General features: G+C 60.0%; 20 protein-coding genes and 1 pseudogene. 11 read left to right on the forward strand and 10 right to left on the reverse strand.

Translation table 11 applies throughout. The annotated features are described in order from the left end of the window. Positions 1-133: 133 nt before the first annotated feature. The gene (locus AC07V0_RS05465) at positions 134-1498 is read left to right on the forward strand and encodes a formimidoylglutamate deiminase (RefSeq protein WP_204123945.1); all 1365 of its coding nucleotides are present in this window, start codon (positions 134-136) and stop codon (positions 1496-1498) included. A 61-nt stretch (positions 1499-1559) separates the two neighbouring features. On the opposite strand, the gene AC07V0_RS05470 is transcribed toward AC07V0_RS05465, so the two are convergent. Then, positions 1560-2129 (reverse strand): lipocalin family protein, encoded by a 570-nt coding sequence (locus AC07V0_RS05470; RefSeq protein WP_477746738.1) that lies wholly within the window; start codon positions 2127-2129, stop codon positions 1560-1562. 33 nt (positions 2130-2162) lie between these two features. After that, positions 2163-2417 carry an outer membrane protein assembly factor BamE domain-containing protein gene (bamE, locus tag AC07V0_RS05475; RefSeq protein WP_018929189.1) on the reverse strand — a complete coding sequence of 85 codons (255 nt, stop codon included), beginning with the start codon at positions 2415-2417 and terminating at the stop codon, positions 2163-2165. Between the two features lie 296 nt (positions 2418-2713). Between bamE and AC07V0_RS05480 the strand changes: the two are divergent. Both AC07V0_RS05480 and AC07V0_RS05485 read left to right on the forward strand, forming a co-directional pair. Further along, positions 2714-3736 (forward strand): annotated as a pseudogene (locus AC07V0_RS05480) (HAMP domain-containing protein); the annotation flags it as partial. Between the two features lie 93 nt (positions 3737-3829). After that, a complete protein-coding gene (locus AC07V0_RS05485) occupies positions 3830-4594 on the forward strand; it encodes a methyl-accepting chemotaxis protein (RefSeq protein WP_372240859.1) in 765 nt (254 codons plus the stop codon). A 62-nt stretch (positions 4595-4656) separates the two neighbouring features. Here AC07V0_RS05485 and AC07V0_RS05490 read toward each other — a convergent pair whose 3' ends face one another. From AC07V0_RS05490 to AC07V0_RS05510, 5 genes are all read right to left on the reverse strand, one after another. After that, positions 4657-5259: a DUF924 family protein gene (locus tag AC07V0_RS05490; RefSeq protein ID WP_495019487.1), complete on the reverse strand. Its 603-nt coding sequence runs from the start codon at positions 5257-5259 to the stop codon at positions 4657-4659. A 3-nt stretch (positions 5260-5262) separates the two neighbouring features. Beyond that, entirely contained in the window at positions 5263-6273 is a 1011-nt protein-coding gene (locus AC07V0_RS05495; protein ID WP_007933966.1) for a class 1 fructose-bisphosphatase, read from the reverse strand. Positions 6274-6517: 244 nt separating this feature from the next. Continuing rightward, positions 6518-7885, reverse strand: a complete 1368-nt coding sequence (locus AC07V0_RS05500) for a DUF3999 domain-containing protein (protein ID WP_018929192.1) — start codon at positions 7883-7885, stop codon at positions 6518-6520. Beyond that, entirely contained in the window at positions 7882-11469 is a 3588-nt protein-coding gene (locus AC07V0_RS05505; protein ID WP_495019488.1) for a DUF2339 domain-containing protein, read from the reverse strand. The genes AC07V0_RS05500 and AC07V0_RS05505 overlap by 4 nt, the downstream gene beginning before the upstream one ends. Positions 11470-11662: 193 nt before the next feature. Further along, complete coding sequence (locus tag AC07V0_RS05510) at positions 11663-14113, reverse strand: glycogen/starch/alpha-glucan phosphorylase (protein WP_064615887.1); 2451 nt, start codon at positions 14111-14113, stop codon at positions 11663-11665. Between the two features lie 256 nt (positions 14114-14369). Here AC07V0_RS05510 and AC07V0_RS05515 point away from each other — a divergent pair, with 256 nt between their 5' ends. Next, complete coding sequence (locus AC07V0_RS05515) at positions 14370-14807, forward strand: YkgJ family cysteine cluster protein (RefSeq protein ID WP_138866653.1); 438 nt, start codon at positions 14370-14372, stop codon at positions 14805-14807. Between the two features lie 139 nt (positions 14808-14946). On the opposite strand, the gene typA is transcribed toward AC07V0_RS05515, so the two are convergent. Both typA and thiI read right to left on the reverse strand, forming a co-directional pair. Next, a complete protein-coding gene (gene typA / locus AC07V0_RS05520) occupies positions 14947-16767 on the reverse strand; it encodes a translational GTPase TypA (protein WP_008028025.1) in 1821 nt (606 codons plus the stop codon). Between the two features lie 139 nt (positions 16768-16906). After that, entirely contained in the window at positions 16907-18361 is a 1455-nt protein-coding gene (gene thiI, locus AC07V0_RS05525; protein WP_026286654.1) for a tRNA uracil 4-sulfurtransferase ThiI, read from the reverse strand. Between the two features lie 328 nt (positions 18362-18689). On the opposite strand from thiI, the gene glnA reads away from it, so the two are divergent. The 6 genes from glnA to ntrC all read left to right on the forward strand — a co-directional run bounded on the left by glnA (position 18690) and on the right by ntrC (position 24762). After that, the gene (glnA, locus tag AC07V0_RS05530) at positions 18690-20096 is read left to right on the forward strand and encodes a glutamate--ammonia ligase (protein ID WP_018929197.1); all 1407 of its coding nucleotides are present in this window, start codon (positions 18690-18692) and stop codon (positions 20094-20096) included. 134 nt (positions 20097-20230) lie between these two features. Continuing rightward, complete coding sequence (locus AC07V0_RS05535; protein ID WP_064615886.1) at positions 20231-20779, forward strand: chorismate mutase; 549 nt, start codon at positions 20231-20233, stop codon at positions 20777-20779. Positions 20780-20880: 101 nt separating this feature from the next. After that, complete coding sequence (locus AC07V0_RS05540) at positions 20881-21396, forward strand: DUF4124 domain-containing protein (RefSeq protein WP_018929199.1); 516 nt, start codon at positions 20881-20883, stop codon at positions 21394-21396. After that, positions 21393-22013 carry a DUF4124 domain-containing protein gene (locus tag AC07V0_RS05545; protein WP_019020933.1) on the forward strand — a complete coding sequence of 207 codons (621 nt, stop codon included), beginning with the start codon at positions 21393-21395 and terminating at the stop codon, positions 22011-22013. Before AC07V0_RS05540 ends, AC07V0_RS05545 begins: the two co-directional genes overlap by 4 nt. A 230-nt stretch (positions 22014-22243) precedes the next feature. Beyond that, positions 22244-23329 carry a nitrogen regulation protein NR(II) gene (glnL, locus tag AC07V0_RS05550; protein ID WP_018929201.1) on the forward strand — a complete coding sequence of 362 codons (1086 nt, stop codon included), beginning with the start codon at positions 22244-22246 and terminating at the stop codon, positions 23327-23329. Further along, positions 23326-24762 (forward strand): nitrogen regulation protein NR(I), encoded by a 1437-nt coding sequence (gene ntrC, locus AC07V0_RS05555; protein WP_018929202.1) that lies wholly within the window; start codon positions 23326-23328, stop codon positions 24760-24762. The genes glnL and ntrC overlap by 4 nt, the downstream gene beginning before the upstream one ends. A 628-nt stretch (positions 24763-25390) precedes the next feature. On the opposite strand, the gene AC07V0_RS05560 is transcribed toward ntrC, so the two are convergent. After that, complete coding sequence (locus tag AC07V0_RS05560; RefSeq protein WP_018929203.1) at positions 25391-25831, reverse strand: hypothetical protein; 441 nt, start codon at positions 25829-25831, stop codon at positions 25391-25393. On the opposite strand from AC07V0_RS05560, the gene trmL reads away from it, so the two are divergent. Further along, entirely contained in the window at positions 25830-26285 is a 456-nt protein-coding gene (gene trmL / locus AC07V0_RS05565; RefSeq protein ID WP_138866651.1) for a tRNA (uridine(34)/cytosine(34)/5-carboxymethylaminomethyluridine(34)-2'-O)-methyltransferase TrmL, read from the forward strand. The genes AC07V0_RS05560 and trmL overlap by 2 nt on opposite strands. Positions 26286-26347 lie beyond the last annotated feature (62 nt).

The following is a 26347-nucleotide window of genomic DNA, read 5'->3' on the forward strand; positions in this document are numbered from 1 at the left end:
GGGGAGACTGGAGGCGGAGTCGGCACGGTTAATCCTTGTTCATTTGGTAGAGGTTGCTAGCTTGCCGGAGTTTACCGAGCAGGCAAACGTCTGTATATGTATATACAAATAACACACGATGGGGTGCTGAACCATGTCCGCCTTCTTTGCCGAACGCGCGCTGCTGCCTAGTGGATGGGCCAACAATGTACGTCTTGAAGTCAACGCCGATGGCGTGCTGACCCATATCCAGGCCGATTCCCACGCAGATGGCGCCGAACGGTTGAGCGGTCCGCTGCTGCCGGGAATGCCGAATTTACACTCCCACGCCTTCCAGCGGGCCATGGCCGGCCTGGCGGAAGTGGCGGGTAATCCGAATGACAGTTTCTGGACCTGGCGCGATCTGATGTATCGGCTCGTCGGAAAAATCAGCCCGGACCAACTCGGCGTTATCGCCCGTCAGCTGTACATCGAAATGCTCAAGGCCGGTTACACATCGGTCGCTGAATTTCATTACGTCCATCACGACAATAATGGCCAGCCGTATGCGGACCCGGCCGAACTGGCACTGCGCATCAGCCAGGCGGCCAGCTCTGCCGGTATCGGTTTGACCTTGCTGCCGGTGCTCTACAGCCATTCCGGTTTCGGCGGCCAGACCCCGAACGAAGGCCAACGCCGCTTTATCAACAGCACCGAAAACTACCTGAAGCTTCAGTCACGTTTGCAGCCGATTCTGGCGCAGCAACCGGCGCAGTCGCTCGGCCTGTGTTTCCACTCGTTACGCGCGGTCACACCGCAGCAGATCAGCGAAGTGCTGGCGGCCAGCGACAAGCAGTGCCCGGTGCACATTCACATCGCCGAGCAGCAGAAGGAAGTCGACGACTGCCTTAGCTGGAGCGGTCGCCGTCCACTGCAATGGCTGTACGAAAACACCGAAGTCGATCAACGCTGGTGCCTGGTCCACGCCACCCACGCCAACCCGGAAGAAGTCACGCTCATGGCCAAGAGCCGCGCCATCGCCGGCCTGTGCCTGACCACTGAAGCCAACCTCGGCGACGGGATTTTCCCGGCGGTGGACTTCCTGGCGCAGGGCGGGCGCATGGGTATCGGTTCCGACAGCCATGTGTCGTTGAGCGTGGTGGAAGAATTGCGCTGGCTGGAATACGGCCAGCGTCTGCGCGATCAGCGGCGTAATCGGTTGTATGGCGCGAATCAGCCGATGGTCGGCCGCACGCTGTACGACGCAGCGCTGGATGGCGGCGCCCAGGCGTTGGGGCAGCCGATCGGCGCCCTGGAAGTCGGCAAGCGCGCGGATTGGTTGGTGCTGGACGGCAACGATCCGTACCTGGCGACGGCCAGTGGCGACGGGATTCTCAATCGTTGGCTGTTTGCCGGTGGCGATCGCCAGGTGCGGGATGTGCTGGTCAATGGCCAGTGGGTCGTGCGCGATGGGCGGCATGCCGACGAAGAAGAGAGTAACCGGGCATTCACTCAAGTCCTGCGCGATCTCTTGGGCTGACGCAAAAAAAAAAGTGGGAGCGAGCCTGCTCGCTCCCACAGTTTTTGCTTTTCGGTGACCGTTAGTTCGAGGTCTTGGCCATCTTGGCATCCGACGTACGCCAGATCAGTCGCGTCGTGTCATAGCCCTGCTGACGCGCCCTGCTCAGCAGTTCTTCACGCACTACGCCATTGACCGTCGGGGTCCGTGACAGCAGCCAGAGATGATGGCGGCTCGGGTCGCCGACAATCGCGGTCTTGTAGTCATCACTGACGTACAACACCCAGTATTCTCCCTTCGACACACCGGGTATCAATCGCGAGAACCAGGTGTCGAATTCGACCCACAGCTTGTCGGCCTTGCCGACTTCCTGTGGATAAGCCCTGCCCTTGGCCTCTTCCCATTGCCATTGCGAAGTCAGGCAGCGGTTCAGCACCGCCATCTCACCGTCAGGCTTGAGGCTGTAATGGGCTTCGGATTGCGCACAGTTACGCTGGAAATACACCGGCAGACGCGCCAATTCGTACCAGGTTCCCTGGTAACGCTTGAGGTTGACACTATTGACGGTCTTGGGCGCCAACGGATCTACGCCAGAAGAGGCGCAGCCGGCCAATACCAGGCCGACAAAAAGAACGATCAGGAACCGCTTCATTATTTTTTTCTCCCGTGGGCGAAAAGCCCCGGTTTACTTCAGGCCTTGGCCCGAAAACATCAGCACTTTGTCACCGGCATACTGCACGCTGATAAAGCTGTTTTTGTCGCCCCAGGTGCAGCTGGACATGCCGAGTGCGCCCGAGCAATCGGTGGGTTTGCCCAGCAAGGTTTCAACCTGGGCCTTGGGCATGCCGGTCGACAGCTTCGAATAATTTTCCTGATTGATCTTGCTGCACGCGGCCAACAGCACGCAGAACGAGAGCAAGGCGATAGAACGCAGCGACATGGTGTAACTCCTGGAGCGGAAGAGAGGTGGCATGTTGCCAACCAGAAGCTTAGAAGAGAAAACCCTAATCTGGTTCCCCGACCGTCCGCCTATTTATTAGGCCACTCGTCAGCCTTTTACCGATAAATCAGCCCCTTTCTCAGGTCATTGGGTATTTCGTCGGTTTTCGTCAATACCCGCCTAATCTTTGGCGCTGGCCAGTCGACATAAAAGCAGCGCCAAGCCCTCGACTGTGGCAAATTGACGCCCCTTTGCTGACCAGCCACTGCGCGGTAGATCATTTAATGACCAGAAACATGAAATTCAGCCACAAGATCTTGTTGGCAGCCGCTCTCGTGGTGGCCGTTGCATTCGCCTGTTTCATCCTGTTCAACGATTACCGCCAGCGTCAAACCCTGCGCAGCAGTACCGAGTCCTCGATGCAGGAACTCGGCAGCCTGACCACCAGCAACATCCAGACCTGGCTGGAAAGCCGCATCCAATTGCTGCAATCGCTGTCCCAGCAGATCGCCGTGGACGGCAGCGCCCCGGCCAATCTCAAACGCGCCATCGACCTGCCGGCCTATACCAGCAACTTCCAGCTGAGCTACTTCGGCGGCACCGATGGCGTGATGTTCTCGATCCCGGCCGGCAACCGCGCCGCGGACTACGACCCTCGCGCCCGTGGCTGGTACAAGGCAGCCAACAACGCGCAACAGACCATCGTCACCGAACCCTACATCGCGGCGTCGTCGGGCAAACTGGTGATCACCGTGGCCACGCCGGTGAAGTACCAGAGCCAGATGATTGGCGTCGCCGGCGCGGATATCGACCTGTCCAGCGTCAGCACGATCATCAACTCGCTGAACTTCGGCGGTCATGGCCATGCGTTCATTGTCAGCGCCGACGGCAAGATTCTGATCCACCCGGACAGCAAACTGGTGCTCAAGAACCTGGCCGACGCCTACCCCAACGGCGCGCCGAAAGTCAGCCCGGGCCTGAAAGAAGTCGAACTGGACGGTAAAACCCAGTTCATCTCCTTCACCCACGTTAACGGTGTGCCGTCGGCGGACTGGTACGTGGCGCTGGTGCTGGATCAGGAAACCGCGTTCTCGATGCTCAGCGAATTCCGCACCTCGGCGATCATCGCCATGGTCATCGCCGTGGTGATCATCATCGCGCTGCTGAGCATGTTGATCCGCGTGCTGATGCAGCCTCTGCTGATCATGGGCCGCGCCATGCATGACATCGCCGAGGGCGAAGGCGACCTGACCAAACGCCTGACCATTCATGGCCAGGACGAATTCGGTGCACTGGGCACCTCGTTCAACCGTTTCGTCGAGCGTATCCACACCTCGATCCGCGAAGTATCTTCGGCCACCGGCCAGGTCAACGAAGTTGCCCTGCGCGTAGTGACGGCCTCGAACTCATCGATGTTCAACTCCGATCAACAGGCCTCGCGCACCAGCAGCGTCGCGGCAGCGATCAACCAGCTCGGGGCCGCCGCCCAGGAAATCGCCCAGAACGCCGCCCTCGCCTCGCAACATTCGAGCGACGCACGCAGCCTGGCCGAAGACGGTCAGCAGGTCGTGGATAAAACCATCGCCGCGATGCACCAGCTTTCGGCAAAAATCAGCGATTCGTGCGGCAACATCGAAACCCTGAACAGCAACACAGTGAACATCGGACAGATTCTGGAAGTGATCACCAGCATCTCGCAACAGACCAACCTGCTGGCCCTCAACGCGGCCATCGAAGCTGCCCGTGCCGGTGAAGCCGGCCGTGGTTTTGCCGTGGTGGCCGACGAAGTACGCAACCTCGCCCACCGCACTCAGGATTCGGCGCAGCAAGTGCAGAAGATGATCGAGGAGCTGCAAGTTGGCGCCCGGGAAGCGGTCAGCACCATGACCGACAGCCAGCGCCAGAGCGAAAGCAGCGTCGGCATCGCCAACCAGGCTGGCGAACGCCTGGGCAGCGTGACGCAGCGCATCGGTGAAATCGACGGGATGAACCAGTCGGTGGCTACCGCGACTGAAGAACAGACCGCCGTGGTGGAATCGATCAACGTCGACATCACCGAGATCAACACGCTGAACCAGGAAGGTGTGGAGAACTTGCAGTCGACTTTGCGTGCGTGTGCTGATCTTGAGCAGCAAGCGGCGCGGTTGAAGCAGTTGGTGGGTAGTTTCCGGATCTAAGGCGCTCTCACTGGCCTCATCGCGGGCTTGCCCGCGATGCCGGCATCAGCAACAACGAAAAGCTAGAAGCGCGATCCTGGCCCCGAAAGAAACTCCAGCTCCTCAGCCGTAGACTCACGCCCCAACACCGCATTGCGATGGGGAAACCGCCCAAATCGCGCAATGATCTTCTGATGCCGTTCGGCGTAATCCAGGTTGCTGGCAAACACCGCCCGATCCGCCTCGGGTTGCTGTTCAACCAGATCGAGAAACCGCGAAACCGCTTCGTTCTGCACCGCCAGGTTTTCGCAGTGTTCGAACACCAGATAGATAAAAACCCGCTGGATCGGTCGCAGTTGCCGATCGAAATCCACGGCAATGCCTTGCGCCACCAGTGCCTGGGCCCTGACGTCGCCGGAAAAGGATTTGGGTGTGTCGCGAAAGATCATTCGCGGCAATTGATCGAGCAACAGCACCAGGGCCAGCCAACCTTCGGGGCGTTGCGCCCATTCGGTCAATCCGCCGGCCAGTGCCTGCTCGACCAGATCCCCGAAACGCATCCGCGCTTCGAGGTCCTGACTGTCACGCTTGCCGAACCATAACTTGCCCTTTTCAGCCGCTATTTCGTTGGGTGATTCGAAAGATCCAAACCACCATTCGAGTAACGGCTGCCAGGGCGCGGTCATGTTTTATTCCTTGTGGTAAGCCGTGACGCGGGCAACTTCTTCTTTCGAACCGAGGAACACCGCAACACGCTGGTGCAGGCCTTCCGGCTGGATGTCGAGGATGCGCTGGTGGCCGTCAGTGGATGCGCCACCCGCTTGCTCCACCAGGAACGACATCGGGTTGGCTTCGTACATCAGGCGCAGTTTGCCCGGCTTCGACGGCTCGCGGCTGTCGCGTGGGTACATGAACAGACCGCCGCGGGTCAGGATGCGGTGCACGTCGGCCACCATCGCGGCGACCCAACGCATGTTGTAGTTCTTCTTCAGCGGGCCTTCATCGCCAGCCAGCAATTCGTCGACGTAACGTTGTACCGGCGCTTCCCAGTGACGCTTGTTGGACGCGTTGATCGCGAATTCCTGCGTGGACTCCGGAATCGTGATGTCTTCATGGGTCAGTACGAAGCTGCCCATTTCACGATCCAGGGTGAAGCCTTTGACGCCATTGCCCAGGGTCAGCACCAGCATGGTCTGTGGACCGTAAATCGCGTAACCGGCGGCAACCTGCTGAGTGCCTGGCTGCAGGAAGGCCTTTTCGTTCAAAGGCTCGTTCTGGGTCAGGTATTCGTTCGGGCAACGCAGCACCGAGAAGATCGTACCGACCGGCGCGTTGATGTCGATGTTCGACGAACCGTCCAGCGGGTCGAACACCAGCAGGTACGCGCCTTTCGGGTATTTGCCCGGGATCTGGTAGGCATTGTCCATTTCTTCGGATGCCATGCCGGCCAGGTGACCGCCCCATTCGTTGGCTTCGAGCAGGATGTCGTTGGACATCACATCAAGCTTCTTCTGCACTTCACCTTGGACGTTTTCAGTGCCCATGCTGCCCAGGACACCACCCAGGGCGCCTTTGGAAACGGCGTGGCTGATTTCCTTACAGGCACGCGCCACCACTTCGATCAGGAAACGCAGATCGGCAGGAGTGTTGTTGCTGCGGGTCTGCTCAATCAAATAGCGACTCAGGGTAACGCGGGACATGGACGGCTCCGGAGGAATGGGGGGCTAAAAACCCGCGCAGTTTAACGCGAGTCGGGGCGCATTTCCTCCTATCAGACGTGATACACCCAATAGAGTTCATGCGCGGGGTTGAGCGTAGTTCGAAATGGGCCGCGATTGGGCGCCAGTTTCGATATTTTTGGTGGCAGGAAGGACGTCTTCGCGGGCAAGCCTCGCCCCTGCAGGAGCGGCTTGCCCGCGATCTGGCGCGCAGCGCCAGCCATCCTCAGGATTTAGCAGCAGGCTTGCGCAGCAAACTGAACGCCATCCCTCCCAGAAACAGCACACTGAGCAGCAACACCGCCCACAACCCGATCTTTTTCCAGTTCGTGCCCAGCACAGTTGGTGCTGTCGCCGCCGGGGTCACCACGGCCCCGCCGTCCACCGTCGCCTTGCCCAGCGTCGCCAGCTTCGCCGCGCTGTAATCGGGAATCAGCGTCGACAACGGCAAGCTTGCAGCCTTCACCGTCGCACTTCCCAGCGCCAGCGTATAAGGCCCGGCACCGCGCGCCAGGAACACCAACTGCGTGGAGCGCACGGCATACCGCACGGTGGGTGCTTCGGCGCCCAGGCCGCCGCCGCGCTCATCTACCGTCAGCTTCAATTGCTGCACGGTCTGGCCCGACAACTGCAATTCGTTCTGCACCACGTCCTGGCCATTCTGGGTCAGGCGATAGAGCAAACCGTTGGTCAGCGGTTGCCACGGCAGGCTGGTCTCCCGGCGCCCCGACAACGTTACCGGTGCCAGGCTGTTGGGCTGATTCAGCTCGACCTGCAAACGCTGGACGTTCAACCCCATCGGCAATTGCCAGATGTACTCACCGGCCTTCACGCTGCTGCCGGCCAAGGGTTGCGACCAGACCAACGGCAGCGGCAAGGTGCGAGGGTTGGTGCTTTCCAGCTGCGCCGAGGTCAGCACTGGCGCCGACTGAGGCGAATTCCAAAGCAAACGCAGATAGCGCGCCGATTGCCCCGGCAGGCCGACTTCATGTTGCTCGACCCGTTCGTCGGCAAACGTCAGACGCGCCACCTGCCCTTCACCCCACGACTGCCAATGCTGCAAATCGTTGCTGGCTTCGATGCTGAAACGCTGGAAGCCGTCGCGTTCACTGGTCCAGTCGAGGATTAATTGCTGCAACGGCGCCTTGATGCCGCTGGCATCGAGTAACCAGCCGCGCAGCTCTTCTTCGCCCGCCTCCAACTGGCTGGACGGCTGCACTTCGATCAACGTGCCGTTGGTGTTCGATTGCACCCGTACGCTCGGCGTGCGTTCGCTGGCATCCGCCGAGTTGTACAACGGGAACCACTTTACGTCGGTCAGCGTGCGGTTTTCGTGGGTCTGCGCAGGCTCTCGGGCCAGAGCGTACGCCTGAGGCTCACCGGCGGCGTTGAACACACGCACATCGCTGAGATCGGTTTGCCGCGCGTTCAGTTGCACGCCCAAGGGCAATTCCAGGCGATACCACGGGCCCTCGCCGCTCACAGACAATGGCACCTGCGTGGCGAAGTCCGCAGGTTTTTCCTGCGCGCCAGCCGACAGTGTCACCCCCAGCACAACAGCAGCCCACCAGCCCAGGTTCAGCTTCTGACTCAAGATGACACTCCTTCGGTTTCAGGGGCCGGTTTTTCAGCACCCGGCACGGCTTCGGCACGCTTGGGTGGCAGCGGGGCGAAATAGCCCACCACCAACAGCAACACGCCAACGCCGATAAACGACACGATCCGCGCCAGCCCGCCGCGGTTACTCAATTCAACGAAGAACAGCTTGGCAACCACCAGCGCGATCAGCCCTGTGCCGATCAGCCAGACTTCACGGCGGTGACGCAGATGCCCACCGATCATCAGACTCAGGGCCATCAGGGTCCAAACGATGGACAGGCCGGCCTGCACCAGCATCGATTCAAGCAGCAGATCCAGCGCGAACGGCACGCCACCCCAGTGGTGGGCCGCGCGCATCACCAGCGCGGTAAAGAAGGCGAACAGTGAAACACCGGCAATCACCTGCGTGGCGTTATCGGTGTAATCCTTGCGGATCGCCAGTTGCGTGACTGCGTTGCGGGACCAGACATAAACGCCAAACAGGGCGAACAACAGGCCCAGCTCCAGCGGGTTGATCAGTGGCACATAGGGCAACGGCTCGGCGGTGCCGTCGCTGGCCATGTTCGCCAGCCAGAACCAGCCGAGCATCAACAACGCCAACGGCGCGACGGCATAGACCCGGTACTCGCGGGGATAAGCCGACACTGGCCATGGCCACTCGCGCGGTGCGGCCATCAGCACCAGATACAGGCTCGGCAGAATCGCCCAGCCCAACCAGCGCCAGGCGTTGTACTGCTCCGACAACAGCAGCAAGCCATAACGCAGCTCCAGGGCCAACACGCCGATCAATAGCCAGCAACCGAGTACATGGGCGGTGCTCTGGGCTTTTTCGGGCAGCATCGACGCCAGACGCTGCAACGAGATGAAATGCACGACGAACACCGCGGCCCAAACCAGCCAGCCGAAGCTGGCGGCCGGGTGATAACGCGAATGCCAGGCCGCGAGCAACACCAGACCGGCGGCGGGAATCAGCAAGGTGCAGAGCAAACCCAGCGACGACCACTTCAGGCGCAGCGCCAGCACCGCCCACAGCGCCACACTCACCGCCGCGACCGCCAGCAACAACGTCGCTTGCAGGTTCACAGGCGCAAAACGCAGCACTTCGCTGATCCACGCCAGTGCCCACCAACCCGTGCCCCACACCAGCAACACTTCGGACAAGCGCTGCAGGCTCAACACATCGAAAGCCGAAGCATGGTTGCCTAGCTGCAAACGCCAGGCCCCGACAAATGCCGCCAGTCCCAGCACCAGCGGTGTCCAGAACCCGCTATGCGCCAACGGTCGCAACCCTTCGCTGAGCAGCGGCCCGAGCAGGTCTGGCCCGGCGAACAGGAACGCTACGCCGCCGATCACCTGCAACAGCAGACCAAAGACAAAACTCACACGCTGCTTCAGGTACAGACTCAGCCAGATGATGAACAAACCACTGGCCGCCCACACCGCACTCGCGGTTTGCCACGGCAACACGAACAGCACAGCCAGGTTGATCAGCACCAGACCGGCCAATAGCACCACCGACAAGCCACGCAACAAACGCACGTCACTGCGCACCATTTCGTCCCGGGCCGCCAACAACATGCCGGCGATCAGTGCCAGCCCGATCAAGGATGCGCTGAGCAAACCGCTCCAGCCGGCGCTGAAGACCGCAGCCGAGTCTCCGCTCGCCCCTCGCAGCCGCACCAGGAACAACGCACCGCCGAGCAGTTGCACGGCGAACGCACTGAACAGGAACGCCCGCGATTGCAGGCGCAGGCCGACGAACAGCGTCGCCAACCCGGCCAGCGCCCAACTGATCGCCGTGCCGTGAGTGAAGAAAAACAGCGGCGCCAGCAGATAGAGGAACGTCAGGCCCAGGCAGGCCAGCACCGGCAAGCCCTGGCGCTCCCACGGCAACGCCTGTTCAGGCAACGCTTTGCGTAATTGGTAGAAGCTGAACAGCAGCGCAACACCGAGCATCAACGCCCCCAGCGGAGCACCATCGAGCAGGCTGCTCTCGCCGCTGCGCAATTCGCTGATAAAGGCCAACGCCGAGCCCAATTGCAGCAGCAAGGCAAAGGCCCGCGCCAGCGGCCGTCGTTGACGCAGGCCGAGCCAGAAAATCCCCGCCCCTTCCACCGCCCAGGCTGCGGCAGTCCAACGCGCATCAAGCCCCAGAGGAATCGCCAGACTGGCGAAGATCACCCCCAGCGCCAGACAGGTTTCGGCCAACAACAGTGCTCGCCCCCCCATCAGCAACCGGGCCAGCCCCATGTAAATCATGCCCAGGGCCAAGGCGCTGAAGGCCGCGGCAAATTCAAAGTGCTCCACCAGCGCGAACTGCAGACCGAAGCCCACCAACGGTGGCGCGAACAGCATCATGCCGTCGACGTAATCGCCCTTGTGCGCCGACCAGCGCAGCAGCGCTTCACGGCTGTCGTCCTCGGGCGCGTCGCTCATTTCCAGCAACTTGCGCCGGGTGAACAACAAACCGATGGCCAGGTACATCAGGAAGAACAGAATCAGGAACGGCTCGGTACTCCACAGCAGCTCCGGTCTATAGGAGCGCAGGCCCCAGGCAAAGCCGATGCCGAAGGTGCCGACAAACCCGATCAGGTTGAGCAGCCGCCAGGCCTTGAACCACGCGATGGCGAGGATGCCAGCGTTGAGCAGGGCGAAATAGCTGAACAGCGCGACGTGATTGCCAGCGCCGGTGGAGGTCAGGATCGGCGCGGCGAAACCGCCCAACGCGGCAGCGGCGGCCAGGCCCAACGCATTTTGGGTAATGGCGAGAATCGCCGAGAACACCGTCACCACCACCAACAGGCCCAATGCTGCATTGGGATCAAGCAACGGATGCAGACGCATCGCGGCAAATACCGTCAGGTACAACACCGCGATCCCGGTGCCTTGCAGCATCAGCGCGTAGTTGCTGTTGCGCAGTCTCAGCCACCAGCCCAGGGCGAGCAGGCCCAAGGCCGCCGCCGCGACACCGGCGTAGCGCAACTCGATCGGCACCACCATGCCTTCGGTGGCATAACGCAACAGGAAAGCCAGGCCGAGGAACAACAGCACCACGCCGACCCGCAATACGGTATTGCCGCCGAACAGCCAATTGCGTGCGCCGCTGATGGCACGCTCGATGAAGTTCGGGCCGCGCGGCTCGGCCGGTTGCTGCGGTTCGCGGGCGACCGGCTCGGGCTGCCAGACATCGGCGGGCAACGGACGACTGGTTTCGGCAGCGGCCGCGGTGATGGGTTCGAATTCGGGGGGTAGCTCCCAGACCAGCTCCGTGGGTGCGACAGGGGCTTGCTCAAGAATGATTTCAGGCGACTCAGCGGGTTCGCTGACAACCGGTTCGCCTGGTTCAGGTGCCTTGGCACCCGACACCTCCAGCAACGCCAGTCGCTGCTCGACCGCATTCAGCGCAACCTGAGCCTGATCGAGTAAACGTCGCTGCTCGGCCGTTTGAGTGCTCAAGCGGCCGATACGCATGGCCTGGCCGAGACCCAGCCCGAGCAAAGCGCCCAACAGCGCCTCGCTGAACGACTCGTCAAGAATCCAGCCCAGCAGCAGCCCAATCAGCATTAACATCCATTGCATGGTCGATATCCCTAAGCGGCCCCGTGGCGGGGCTGATCCGTGCGATACAGCCTCTGGCTCAGTCTAGTGAGCAGACACCCGGAATTCAGTGTGGGAGCGGCAGTGCGCCGCTCCCACACTGGGTCAAGTTGGTGCTTAGTATATCGATCAGGCCCAACGGACGTTGGGCCTTGCGCACATTTGTTGCTAAAAATTACTCCAAAGCCTTCCAGATATCCGTTGCGTACTCGCGAATGGTCCGGTCGGACGAGAACCAGCCCATCCGCGCGGTGTTCAATACCGCCGAGCGCCACCACTCTTTCGAGTCGTGCCAGTGAGCTTCGACCCGCATCTGCGCGTTCCAGTAAGAGTCGAAATCGGCGCAGACCAGGAAGCGGTCGTAGTCCACCAGCGAATCGATCAGCGCGGTATAACGGGACGGATCGTCTGGTGAGAACACCCCGCTGCGAATCGCTTGCAGCACGTCGTTGAGCCGATGGGAGGCGGCGATGTCCGGCGCGGCGTTGAATTCATGGTTACGCTTGCGCGCTTCCACTTGCTGGGCGCTGAGACCAAAAATAAACATGTGCTCGGCACCGATGCGCTCGCACATTTCCACGTTGGCCCCGTCCAGGGTACCGATGGTCAGCGCGCCGTTGAGGCCGAATTTCATGTTACTGGTGCCCGAGGCTTCGAAGCCGGCAGTGGAAATCTGCTCCGACAGGTCCGCCGCCGGAATGATGCTCTCGGCCAGGCTGACGTTGTAGTTGGGCAGGAACACCACTTTGAGCAAGCCGCGCACCGTCGGGTCGTTGTTGACCACCCGCGCGATGTCGTTGGTCAGCTTGATGATCAGCTTGGCCTGGTGATAACTGGCCGCCGCCTTGCCGGCGAAGATTTTTACTCGCGGTACCCAGTCGGTTTCCGGCTCGGCACGAATCGCCTGATACAGCGCAACGGTGTGCATCAGGTTAAGCAACTGACGCTTGTATTCGTGGATCCGCTTGACCTGCACATCGAACATCGCCGCCGGATTGACCGCGATCCCCAGCCGCTCATGAATCAGGTACGCCAGGGCTTTCTTGTTGTGCAGCCGCTGTTCGGCGAACTGCTTGCGAAATGCAGTCTTCTCGGCAAACGGCTCTAGCGCGAGCAAGCGCTCCTCGGGGTTGTCCAGCAGATTCGGGCCGAGGGCGTCGACCAGCATGGAGGTGAGTTCGGGGTTGGCCTGATAGAGCCAGCGGCGGAAGGTAATGCCATTGGTCTTGTTGTTGATCCGGTCCGGGTAAAGCTTGTGCAGCTCGGAGAACACCGTGCTGCGCATCAGCTGCGTGTGCAGGCCGGACACGCCATTGACGCTGTGGGAACCCAAGAATGCCAGGTTACCCATGCGCACGCGGCGACCGTTGTCTTCCTCGATCAGCGAAATCGCACGCAGCACGTCGAAATCGTGAACACCTTTGGCACGCAACGAGTCGATGTGCTGGGCGTTGATCAAGTAAATGATCTGCATGTGCCGGGGCAGCATCCGTTCCATCAGACTGACCGGCCAGGTTTCCAGCGCTTCCGGCAACAGCGTGTGGTTGGTGTACGACAGCGTGTCGACCGTGATCTGCCAGGCCGCATCCCACGCCACGTCATAGACGTCGACCAACTGACGCATCAGTTCGGCCACGGCGATCGAGGGGTGAGTGTCGTTGAGTTGAATGGCCGCGTGATCGCCCAGGGTCAGCACCGAGGTGTGCATGTTTCGATGGCGACGCAACAAGTCCTGCAAGGACGCGGAGACGAAGAAATATTCCTGGCGCAGGCGCAACTCCTGGCCGGCCTCGTTGCTGTCAGCCGGGTAAAGCACGCGGGAGATACTTTCTGCCCAGGCCACTTCCGCGACCGCGCCCAAGTGGTCGCCCGCGTTGAAGCGCTCCAGATGCAATTCTTCCATGGCCCGGGCGCGCCACAGCCGCAGGGTGTTGACGCTTGCACCACGCCAACCGACCACCGGGGTGTCGTAGGCGATGGCCCGCACGGTTTCCGACGGGGACCAGACTTGCCTGGACTTGCCGGCTTCATCGGTCACGGTTTCGACACTGCCGCCGAAACCGATCGGGTAGGCCACCTCTGGTCGTTCGAACTCCCACGGGTTGCCGAAGTCCAGCCAGTGTTCGGTCTGCTCCTGCTGCCAGCCGTCGACGATGGCCTGGCGGAACAAACCGTGTTCGTAACGAATGCCATAACCATGGCCGGCGATGCCGAGGGTCGACATGCTTTCCATGAAGCATGCCGCCAGACGCCCGAGGCCACCGTTGCCCAGTGCCGCATCGGGCTCCAGCAGACGGATGCGTTCGATGTCGACCCCCAGTTCGGTCATGGCCTCGCGGGCCACATCGAGCAAGCCGAGGTTGCTCAGGCTGTCGTAGAGCAAGCGACCGATAAGAAATTCAAGGGATAGGTAATAAACGCGTTTCTGGCCTTTGCGGTAGATCTGCCGGGTGTGGTCCATCCAGTGCTCGACCATGTGATCACGCGCCGCCAGGGCAATGGCTTCGAACCAGTCATGGTCGAAGGCGTGATCCGGGTCTTTGCCCACTGCGTAAGTGAGCTTGGTCAAGACGGCGTCGCGGAATGCGGCCACCTCTGCTTCGCGAACAAGTGGTTCTTGAGTCATCGATAAGACCTCGAGCGAGCGTGAAGTTGTCTGAGCCTAGTCGGTCTGACAGACCGTAGAGACTCTGGTTCGGCAGTTTTTCCTGTTAGTACGAGATAGATCGACATTACGTTGTCGTGGGCCAGAAACAATGCAGGGGCCGTGCCGGACACAGGACTATTTTGCGACAAGCAAAAAAAATCTGGCGAAAGGTTGTTCAAAAATCCACCAGTCCCGGTATGATCGCGCGCCCTGATGCACACGCTGGTAACAACCGATGATGAAGCCCAACCTGATCGCCGCCGCGGAAATCGATCGCCTCGATACCTGGGCCAAGTACTCTGCCCCAATGTGCGGCTCGTGCATGTCCAGCTGCTGCACGCTGCCGGTCGAGGTCAAGATCAAGGATCTGATCCGTATCGGCATCGTCGACGAATTCGAACTGGGCGATCCACCCAAGAACATCGCCAAGCGCTTGCAGAAGGAAGGGATTGTCGAGCGCTACAACCAGAAGTCCGAGATCTTCACCCTCCAGCGCATGAGCAACAACGATTGCCTGTACCTGGATCGTAAAAGCCGTTTGTGCACTATTTATGATAAGCGCCCGGACACCTGCCGCAACCACCCGAAGATCGGACCGCGGCCGGGGTATTGCGCGTACAAGCCTAAAGAAGTGGTGCGCGAGAATAATCCGCGGACGCTGGACAAGTTCTGATTCGCGATCTCGCTGCCTGAAAGGGCGTCATCGCGGGCATGCCTGCGAGAGGGGCGGCACAAACACCGCACAAAACCCAGACAAACAAAAACGCCCCCGGCCTTTCGACCGGGGGCGTTTTCATTCAGCCTGAGTTAACTCAGTTCTTGGCTTTCTTGGCAGCGCGGGTACGCTCGCCTTCGTCCAGGATCTTCTTACGCAGGCGGATCGACTTAGGTGTCACTTCGCACAGCTCGTCATCCTGGATGAATTCCAGGGCCTGTTCCAGAGTGAAGCGAACAGGTGGAACCAGGGCGATGGTTTCGTCTTTACCCGAAGCACGCATGTTGTCGAGCTTCTTGCCTTTGGTTGGGTTGACGCCCATGTCGTTGTCACGGCTGTTCAGACCAACGATCTGACCGTTGTAGATCTCTTGACCGTGTTCAACGAACAGCTTGCCACGCGCCTGCAGGGTTTCCAGGGAGTAGGTCAGCGCCTTGCCGGTTTCTACCGATACCAGAACACCGTTCTGACGACCGGACATGTCGCCGGACTTCATGGTGTCGTAGCGATCGAAGATCGAGGTCAGGATGCCTGCACCGTTGGTCAGGGTCAGGAACTGGTTACGGAAACCGATCAGACCGCGAGCAGGGATGTTGTACTCCAGACGAACACGGCCTTTGCCATCCGGCACCATGTTGGTCAGGTCGCCTTTACGCAGGCCCATCTCTTCCATGACCTTGCCCTGGGATTCTTCAGGGGTGTCGATGGTTACGTTTTCGAACGGTTCCTGCTTCACGCCGTCAACTTGACGGATGATCACTTCCGGACGACCAACGCCCATTTCGAAGCCTTCGCGACGCATGGTTTCGATCAGTACCGAGAGGTGCAGCTCACCACGGCCGGAAACCTTGAACTTGTCAGCCGAGTCGCCTTCTTCAACGCGCAGTGCAACGTTGTACAGCAGCTCTTTGTCCAGACGCTCCTTGATGTTACGGGAAGTCACGAACTTGCCTTCTTTACCGCAGAAAGGCGAGTCGTTTACCTGGAAGGTCATGGAAACGGTTGGCTCGTCAACGGTCAGAGGCTTCATCGCCTCGACGTTGTCCGGCTGGCACAGGGTGTCGGAGATGAACAGCGAGTCCATACCGCTCACGCACACGATGTCACCGGCAAACGCTTCTTCAACGTCGATACGGTGCAGGCCGTGGTGACCCATCAGCTTCAGGATACGACCGTTACGCTTCTTGCCGTCGGCGCCAATGGCCACGACTGGAGTGTTCGGCTTGACGCTACCACGAGCGATACGGCCAACACCGATAACACCCAGGAAGCTGTTGTAGTCCAGTGCCGAGATTTGCATCTGGAACGGGCCTTCACGGTCAACTTTAGGAGCCGGTACGTTGTCGACGATCGACTGGTACAGCGGGGTCATGTCTTCAGCCATGTCGGTGTGGTCCAGACCGGCGATGCCGTTCAGGGCCGAGGCGTAGACGACTTTGAAGTCCAGCTGTTCTTCGGTAGCACCCAGGTTGTCGAACAGGTCGAAGATCTGGTCCAGAACCCAGTCCGGACGCGCGCCTGGACGGTCAACCTTGTTGATGCACACGATAGGACGCAGGCCGGCTTCGAACGCCTTCTTGGTCACGAAACGGGTTTGCGGCATAGGGCCGTCTTGAGCGTCAACCAGCAGCAGAACGGAGTCGACCATCGACATTACACGTTCAACTTCGCCGCCGAAGTCGGCGTGGCCCGGGGTGTCCACGATGTTGATGTGGTAGCCGTTCCAGTTGATGGCGGTGTTTTTCGCCAGAATGGTAATACCGCGCTCTTTCTCCTGGTCGTTGGAGTCCATCACGCGCTCGTCGTTGAGCTCGTTGCGCTCCAGGGTGCCGGATTGACGCAAGAGTTTGTCTACCAGGGTGGTTTTACCATGGTCAACGTGGGCAATGATGGCGATGTTGCGTAGATTTTCGATCACTTGTGTATCTCGATCAGAGGATTCGGTGTGCTGACAAGTCTTGGCAGCGATTAACAGTAGCGTCCGTACAAGCCGTTACAACTTGACGGTGGCATCGGGGGGCCGGTGACGCAGGCCACAGGCAAACAGCCCCGGGCACTTAGCTCGGTCGATAAACGCGCACATTGGCATGCCCCTCACTGAGCAAATGGTGGGCATGCAGGCGACTCATCACGCCTTTGTCGCAATACAGCAGGTACTGGCGAGTAGGGTCCAGTTCCTTGAAACGAGCGTTCAGTGCATAAAACGGCATCGTCTGTACCTCGATACCAGGAAGCTCCAGCGGGTCGTCTTCGGCGGCATCCGGGTGACGGATATCGATGATGATCTGGCCCGCCAGCGCTTCGCTGACTTCTTCAATCTGCAAGTCCTGGCCCAATTCGTCGATCACCCGATCGATCGGCACCAGTTTGGCGTTCTCGAGCGCGCGCTCAAGGACTGCCATGTCGAATTCTTTCTCTTCGTGCTCCACGCGGTAGCGCTTGGCCGCCGTCTTCGGATTGACCGAGATGACCCCGCAGTACTCCGGCATGTGCCGGGCGAAATCGGCGGTGCCGATCTCGTTGGCCGTGTCGATGATGTCCTGCTTGTGACTGGCGATCAGTGGACGCAAGACCAGCTTGTCGGTTACGCAGTCGATCACGGACAGGTTCGGCAACGTCTGGCTCGACACCTGGGAGATCGCCTCACCCGTGACCAGCGCTTCGATGTGCAGTCGATCGGCAATTCGGGAAGCAGCGCGCAACATCATACGCTTCAAAACTACACCCATATGACTGTTATCGACTTTCCCGAGAATTTCTCCCAGAACTTCCTCGAACGGCACACTGACAAATAACACGCGTTGGGAGCTGCCGTACTTCTTCCAGATGAAGTGCGCGACTTCCATGACGCCCAATTCGTGGGCGCGTCCGCCCAGGTTGAAGAAGCAGAAGTGGCTCATCAGCCCGCGGCGCATGATCTGGTAGGCCGCAACGGTGGAATCGAAGCCGCCGGACATCAGTACAAGCGTCTGTTCCAGGGCCCCGAGCGGATAACCGCCGATGCCGTTGTGCTGGCTGTGGATCACGAACAACCGTTGGTCGCGAACTTCGATACGGACTTCGATTTCGGGCTTTTTCAGGTCGATCCCGGCGGCACCACACTGACGGCGCAACTGGCTGCCGACATATTTCTCGATGTCTATCGAACTGAATGGGTGCTTGCCGGCGCGCTTGCAGCGCACCGAGAAAATCTTCCCGGCCAGCGCATCGCCGTAGTGCTGCTTGCACTTCTCGACGATGTCGTCGAAGTCGCCCAGCGGGTACTCGTCGATCTGCAAAAAGTGCGCGATGCCCGGCGTGCAAGTCAGGCGCTCGCCCATCTCTTTCAGGACCTTGGGGTCGCTGACGCGGGTTTCCAGCTCGAGATTGTCCCACACACCGTTCACCACCACGGCCGGGTCCAGGTCGCGGAGCACGGTACGGATGTTTTTGGCCAACTGGCGGATGAAACGCATCCGTACCGGGCGGCTCTTGATGGTGATCTCGGGGAAGACTTTTACGATTAGTTTCATGAAAACAGCGCGCGCAGGGCCAGCCGAAAAAGGGGGGCGCGGATTATAGCGGAAATTGCTCAAGGTTTAACCAGTTAATGTGCAGAAGGTTTTGCATGCACCAAAACAGGTCATTTATGAAAATCGACGCTACATTACAGGGCGATATTTTGCGCTTTATGGTGCGCCGCCCCCTTGCAAGCGTGATATTGGGGCAAAAAACCCATGATGAGGCACTGGCATGCAATTTGCTCCCTTGTGAGGCAGGTTGCCATGGCAGAGTATTCGCGCCGGCATCACCCACATTTAAGGGCATCCATTACTAGCCCTAAGCCACCCGGAGGACACTATGTCGAAGTCGGTTCAACTCATCAAAGATCATGACGTCAAGTGGATTGATCTGCGCTTCACGGACACCAAAGGCACTCAGCACCACGTGACCATGCCGGCTCGCGATGCGCTGGATGAAGCTTTCTTCGAAGAAGGCAAAATGTTCGACGGTTCCTCCATCGCTGGCTGGAAAGGCATCGAAGCTTCCGACATGATCCTGATGCCGGACGACACCACTGCCGTTCTCGACCCGTTCACCGAAGAGCCGACCCTGATCCTGGTTTGCGACGTGATCGAGCCTTCGACCATGCAAGGCTACGACCGTGACCCACGGGCGATCGCCAAGCGTGCCGAGGAATACCTGAAGTCGACCGGTATCGGCGACACCGTATTTGTGGGTCCAGAGCCTGAGTTCTTCATCTTCGACGAAGTGAAGTTCAAGTCCGACATCTCTGGCTCGATGTTCAAAATCTACTCCGAACAAGGTTCGTGGATGTCCGACCAGGACGTGGAAGGCGGCAACAAAGGCCACCGTCCAGGCGTCAAAGGCGGCTACTTCCCGGTTCCGCCGTTCGACCACGACCACGAAATCCGTACCTCCATGTGCAACGCCATGGAAGAAATGGGCCTGACCATCGAAGTTCACCACCACGAAGTGGCGACTGCCGGTCAGAACGAAATCGGCGTGAAGTTCAACACCCTGGTTGCCAAGGCTGACGAAGTTCAGACCCTGAAATACTGCGTACACAACGTAGCTGACGCATACGGCCGCACCGCGACCTTCATGCCTAAGCCGCTGTACGGCGACAACGGTTCGGGTATGCACGTTCACCTGTCCATCGCCAAAGATGGCAAGAACACCTTCGCTGGCGAAGGCTATGCCGGCCTGTCCGATACCGCCCTGTACTTCATCGGCGGCATCATCAAGCACGGTAAGGCTCTGAACGGCTTCACCAACCCGTCGACCAACTCCTACAAGCGTCTGGTCCCAGGCTTCGAAGCTCCAGTGATGCTGGCCTACTCGGCTCGCAACCGTTCCGCTTCGATCCGTATTCCTTACGTGTCCAGCCCTCGCGCTCGCCGTATCGAAGCCCGTTTCCCGGATCCAGCAGCTAACCCGTACCTGGGCTTCGCTGCACTGTTGATGGCTGGCCTGGACGGCATCCAGAACAAGATCCACCCTGGCGACGCAGCTGACAAAAACCTGTACGACCTGCCGCCTGAAGAGGCGAAAGAGATCCCACAAGTTTGCGGCAGCCTGAAAGAAGCCCTGGAAGAGCTGGACAAAGGTCGTGCGTTCCTGACCAAAGGCGGCGTTTTCAGCGACGACTTCATCGACGCTTACATCGCTCTGAAAAGCGAAGAAGAAATCAAGGTTCGTACCTTCGTACACCCACTGGAATATGAGCTGTACTACAGCTGCTGATCCGGTAGCGCTGCACTACGCAGCGTGACAAAAGAGAGGCCTCCTTCGGGAGGCCTTTTTTGTGGGCGAACGTCTGTCATCGAATGCCCGGTTGCGTGCATCATGGCCTTCACCCGATAAAGTCGAGATCCTCCATGCGCCTACGCTCATCCCTTGCCTTGCTCACTGCCCTGCTGGCCAACAGCGCTTTCGCCAGCCCGGCACCTGCCGCCCTCGCCCCACTGCTTGGCACCATAGAGGAGCGCCTGGCGATTGCCGATCAAGTCGCGTTGAGCAAATGGGACAGCGGTAAACCCGTCGAGGACCGTCAGCGCGAGCGTGAGGTGATTGCCGGCGCCGTTGCCCTGGCACCTGCTTATAAATTGAGCAACGAAGCCGTCGAACAGTTCTTCTCGGCGCAGATCGAGGCCAACAAACTGGTGCAATACGCGCATTTGTCTGACTGGCATGCGCAAGGCAAGGCACCCGACGATCCTCGCCCCGACCTCGTCGGGCAGATCCGCCCGCAACTTGATCAGTTACAAAAACGCCTGCTGCAACAACTGGCCGATTTCAGCCCTTATCGCAACGACCCGCAGTGCCCGTCCTGGCTGGCCAAGGCCAATAAAACCGGCACCCAAGTATCTCTGCGCGAGCTCGCCAAGGTACGCGCCAGCGCTGAGTTGTGCAGCGCCAGCCGCTGAGCCGGCCTGCCGACATGCGCTGATGTGCTCTATGCTCAGCGCTTAGTCGCCACGAACGGAACAGGGCCGGACACTTGCCCAACGGCCAATGGAAGCCTGCAATGCGCTCATTGTTGTTATGCCTGCTCGTACTGATCGCCCTGCCCGCCGCTGCGCAGATCTATAAGTACACCGACGCCAATGGCAACACCGCCTACAGCAATCAGCCGCCCGACGGCGTCAAAGCCCGGCCGGTCGAATTGCCACCGCTTAACAGCGTCGAGCGTCAGTCGCCCAGCGAACCCGTAGCACCGCCGCAAGCCAGTAGCCGTGACCAACCGCACAGCGCCTATCAGGTGCTGGAGCTGAGCGGCCTGCCCACCGAAGAAGCCTTGCGCGCCAACAACGGCACGTTCACCGTCAGCGTATTGATCAATCCACGCCTGCAAGGCACTCATCGATTGAGGCTGTTACTGGACGGTCAACCCTACGGCCAGCCGAGCAACGTGCCGACTCTGCAACTGGTGAACATCGACCGTGGCGAACATAACCTTGCGGTTCAGGTGATCGACGGGCAAAACGTCGTGCAACAGAGCCCCACCGTGACGCTCACCGTGCAACGGGTGCATAAACCTTGAGGGCCTGGCTGTTGATCGCGTGCCTGGTCAGCCTGCCGGCGATGGCCGAGGTCTTCACATATATCGACGCTCAGGGTAATCGGGTCTTCACCGATCAGCCGGGCGCCCGCAACGCCAAACGTGTGCCGTTGGCGACAAGCAATCGAATGTCAGCCAACCCGAGTGGCGCAGCGCCCATGACCGCCGCGAAAACAAACCCGGCCAAACCATTGTTTCATTACGACATGCTTCGGGTGCTGGTGCCGGAACCGGATGCCACGATCCGTAGCAGTGCCGGTGAGTTGATCGTCAGCGTTACCAGCGAACCCGGCCTGCAACAGGGTCATCGTTACCGTTTGCTGCTGGACGGCCAGCCCACCGCCGAGCCCGGCCCCAGCCCGGTGTTCGCCCTGAGCAATATCGACCGCGGCAGTCACAACCTGTCGGTGGAAATCCTCGACGAACAGGGCCGCACTGTCGAACGCACGGCCAATCAACCGTTCCATATGCTGCGCATTTCCCTGGCGCAGAAACGCCAGGTCAAACCCTGCACCCTCACCGACTACGGCCAACGGCCGGAATGCCCCCTTAAAGACAAGCCTGAAGAAGAAAAAAGCGCCTTCTTGCCCTTCTTCTAACCTCGTTCAGGTTTGCGCACTATATTGGTGCAAACATCTGCACCATACCCACATCTCAGCCCATTTTGGTTCGAAAGTACTCGAAAAAACTGGCAGAACGCCATGCAAACGAGCGTAAAACGCCCGTTTCAGGCTCTAAACGCTTCTTTTCGGAGCCTTGGTTTGGTTTTTGCATTTTCCTCATACCGGCGCGTTATTCATGCGCATGCCCTGCTCCAAAAGAGGTCCTGATGACCATTAGCGACGCACTACACCGCTTGCTACTCGACAACCTGACCACCGCCACCATCCTGCTCGACGCCGAACTGCGCCTCGAGTACATGAACCCGGCGGCGGAAATGCTCCTGGCCATCAGCGGCCAGCGTAGCCATGGGCAGTTCATCAGTGAGTTGTTCACCGAGTCCACCGAAGCGCTGAACTCCCTGCGCCAGGCAGTTGAGCAGGCACACCCGTTCACCAAGCGCGAAGCGATGCTCACCGCCCTCACCGGCCAGACCTTGACCGTCGACTACGCCGTGACGCCAATCCTGAGCAATGGCGACACGATGCTGCTGCTGGAGGTTCATCCTCGCGACCGCCTCTTGCGGATCACCAAGGAAGAGGCGCAACTGTCGAAGCAGGAAACCAGCAAAATGCTGGTGCGTGGCCTCGCCCACGAGATCAAGAACCCTCTCGGCGGCATTCGTGGCGCGGCTCAGTTGCTCGCCCGTGAGTTGCCGGAAGAAAGCCTGCGCGATTACACCAACGTCATCATTGAAGAGGCCGATCGCCTGCGCAATCTGGTGGATCGCATGCTCGGCTCCAACAAGCTACCGTCGCTGGCCATGTGCAACGTCCACGAAGTGCTGGAGCGTGTGTGTCAGTTGGTGGAGGCCGAAAGTCAGGGCTGCATCACTTTGGTGCGCGACTACGACCCAAGCATTCCAGATGTCTTGATTGATCGCGAACAGATGATTCAGGCAGTCCTGAACATCGTGCGCAACGCGATGCAGGCCATCAGCAGCCAGAACGAGCTGCGCCTTGGCCGCATCAGCTTGCGTACCCGCGCCATGCGTCAGTTCACCATCGGCCACGTGCGCCATCGCCTGGTGACCAAGATCGAGATCATCGACAACGGCCCGGGGATCCCCGCCGAGCTGCAGGAAACCATCTTCTTCCCCATGGTCAGCGGCCGCCCGGACGGTACCGGGCTGGGCCTGGCCATTACCCAGAACATCATCAGCCAGCACCAGGGCTTGATCGAATGTGACAGCCATCCAGGCCACACCACGTTCTCGATCTTTCTGCCACTGGAACAAGGAGCCACATCGACATGAGCCGTAGTGAAACCGTGTGGATCGTCGATGACGACCGTTCTATCCGTTGGGTCCTGGAAAAAGCCTTGCAACAGGAAGGCATGACCACGCAAAGCTTCGACAGCGCCGATGGCGTGATGAGCCGCCTGGCGCGCCAGCAGCCGGACGTGATCATCTCCGACATTCGCATGCCGGGTGCCAGCGGCCTGGACCTTCTGGCGCGGATTCGTGAACAACACCCACGGCTGCCAGTCATCATCATGACTGCCCACTCCGACCTGGACAGCGCTGTCGCGTCCTATCAGGGCGGCGCGTTCGAATACTTGCCCAAGCCGTTCGATGTCGACGAAGCCGTGTCGCTGGTCAAGCGCGCCAATCAACACGCACAGGAACAGCAAGGCCTGGAAGTCGTCCCGACGCTGACCCGCACCCCGGAAATCATCGGCGAAGCGCCGGCGATGCAGGAAGTGTTTCGCGCCATCGGGCGCTTGAGTCACTCCAACATCACCGTGCTGATCAACGGCGAATCCGGCACCGGTAAAGAGCTGGTGGCCCACGCCCTGCACCGTCACAGCCCACGGGCGGCCTCGCCGTTCATTGCGCTGAACATGGCGGCGATCCCCAAGGATCTGATGGAGTCCGAACTGTTCGGCCACGAAAAAGGCGCGTTCACCGGCGCAGCCAACCTGCGTCGCGGGCGCTTCGAACAGGCCGACGGCGGCACGCTGTTCCTCGATGAAATCGGCGACATGCCGGCTGACACCCAGACTCGTTTGCTGCGGGTACTGGCGGACGGCGAGTTTTACCGCGTCGGCGGTCATGTGCCGGTGAAGGTCGATGTACGCATCATCGCCGCGACTCACCAGAATCTGGAAACCCTGGTGCATGCCGGAAAATTCCGTGAGGACTTGTTCCACCGCCTCAACGTAATCCGCATCCACATTCCACGGCTGTCGGACCGTCGCGAAGACATCCCGACCCTGGCCAAGCACTTCCTCAGCCGCGCCGCGCAAGAACTGGCGGTGGAACCGAAACTGCTGAAAAGCGAAACCGAGGAATACCTGAAAAACCTGCCATGGCCAGGCAACGTGCGTCAGCTGGAGAACACCTGCCGCTGGATCACCGTAATGGCTTCAGGTCGCGAAGTGCACATCAGCGACCTGCCGCCGGAGCTGCTGAGCCTGCCGCAGGATTCAGCACCGGTAACCAATTGGGAGCAGGCGCTACGCCAGTGGGCCGACCAGGCTTTGGCACGTGGCCAATCGAGCCTGCTCGACAGCGCCGTACCGGCCTTCGAGCGGATCATGATCGAAACCGCCCTCAAACACACCGCCGGCCGCCGCCGCGACGCCGCCGTGCTGCTGGGCTGGGGGCGTAATACCTTGACGCGCAAGATCAAGGAATTGGGGATGAAGGTAGACGGTGGGGATGATGATGAGGGGGATGAGGGTTAACTAGCCGCCAGCTCCTCACTGAGTTCCGGATCCAATCGCGGGCAATCCCGCTCCCACAGGAATTTCGATGGTTTCACTGTCGCGTGAACACCATTGAACCTTGTGGGAGCGGGATTGCCCGCGATGCTTTTGGGGCCACCGTGCACCGCGGCAATGCACCGTGAACCGCAATTGCGCACAGCACCCCGTCCCAAATCCCGCGCTCATCTGCAGGAAAAACCATACCGCAAAAACACAAAAGCCCCGGAATACGGGGCTTTCAGCGCTACTCAGCGATTTTTCATTCCAGCATATTAAAAACTGGCACGCCCCCTGCAATAGTCCAATCAGTGGTTCGATTCACTACCCAGTTTCGGGGACCTTGGTACAGGCAGGCCGGGGATTCCCCTCTTTATACCGGGCTCATACCGCAACAGCGACGAGCCCACCCGTTTTGGGGTCCTTGGTACAGGCAGGCCGGGGATTCCCTCTTTACACCGGGCTCACGACACAAAGCGCGAGCCCTCCCGTTTCGGGAACCTTGGTACAGGCAGGCCGGGGATTCCCTCTTTACACCGGGCTCACGATGCAATGCGTGAGCCCTCCCGTTTTGGGAACCTTGGTACAGGCAGGCCGGGGATTCCCTCTTTTATTGCTCTCGGAGATGGATCTCCAGCCGCCAGCGGTCATCGACCTTGCTACCGGCCCAGTCGCCCTGCAGGGGCCGGGCCGCCACCACCGTCAGCAACAATCCCCCATCACTCAATCGCGTTCGCCAGTTCACATCCTTGCCGTTGAGCTTAAGCTGACCTTTCTGTGCACGGCCTTCAGCCTCGAACAACAGCGCGACACTGCCGTCGACCAACTCGCCGTGGGTTTTGGGCTCGTTGTTGAACCAAACCACCAGTCCATCATTGGTCACCTCGACCTGCTGCAGAACGCTGGGGTCGGGCGCAGTCAGACGACCGATCATCAGGCCCACCATCACCCCGACAATCGCCAGTGACCCCATCACCCGCAGGAATAGTTTCGAACGGGGATCGGCTTGCGGCGTAGAATGCTGCTCATCTTTACCTTCGGAGCCGTGCATGTTTCACGTCATCCTTTTCCAACCAGAAATTCCGCCGAATACCGGCAACGTTATCAGGCTGTGCGCCAACAGTGGCTGCCACCTGCATTTGATCGAACCGCTGGGCTTCGAGATGGACGACAAGCGCCTGCGCCGGGCGGGCCTCGATTACCATGAGTATGCCACCCTGCAACGCCACGCAGACCTCGCCAGCTGTCTGGAAAGCCTCGGCCACCCTCGGCTGTTCGCCTTTACCACCAAGGGTTCGCGACCGTTCCATGATGCCAGCTTCGCCGAGGGCGATGCCTTCCTGTTCGGCCCGGAAAGCCGTGGCTTGCCAGCCGAAGTGCTCGAAGCCCTGCCCGGCGAACAACGCCTGCGCCTGCCCATGCGCGAAGGCTGTCGCAGCCTGAACCTGTCCAACACCGTGGCCATCGCAGTGTACGAGGCCTGGCGTCAGCTCGGGTTCAAGTAACCTCACGATCCGACTGCGGGTTTCGTTTGCTCCATGAAAAAAGCGCCTTTGAAGGCGCTTTT

Source organism: Pseudomonas sp. GW821-FHT01E10 (assembly GCF_059422365.1).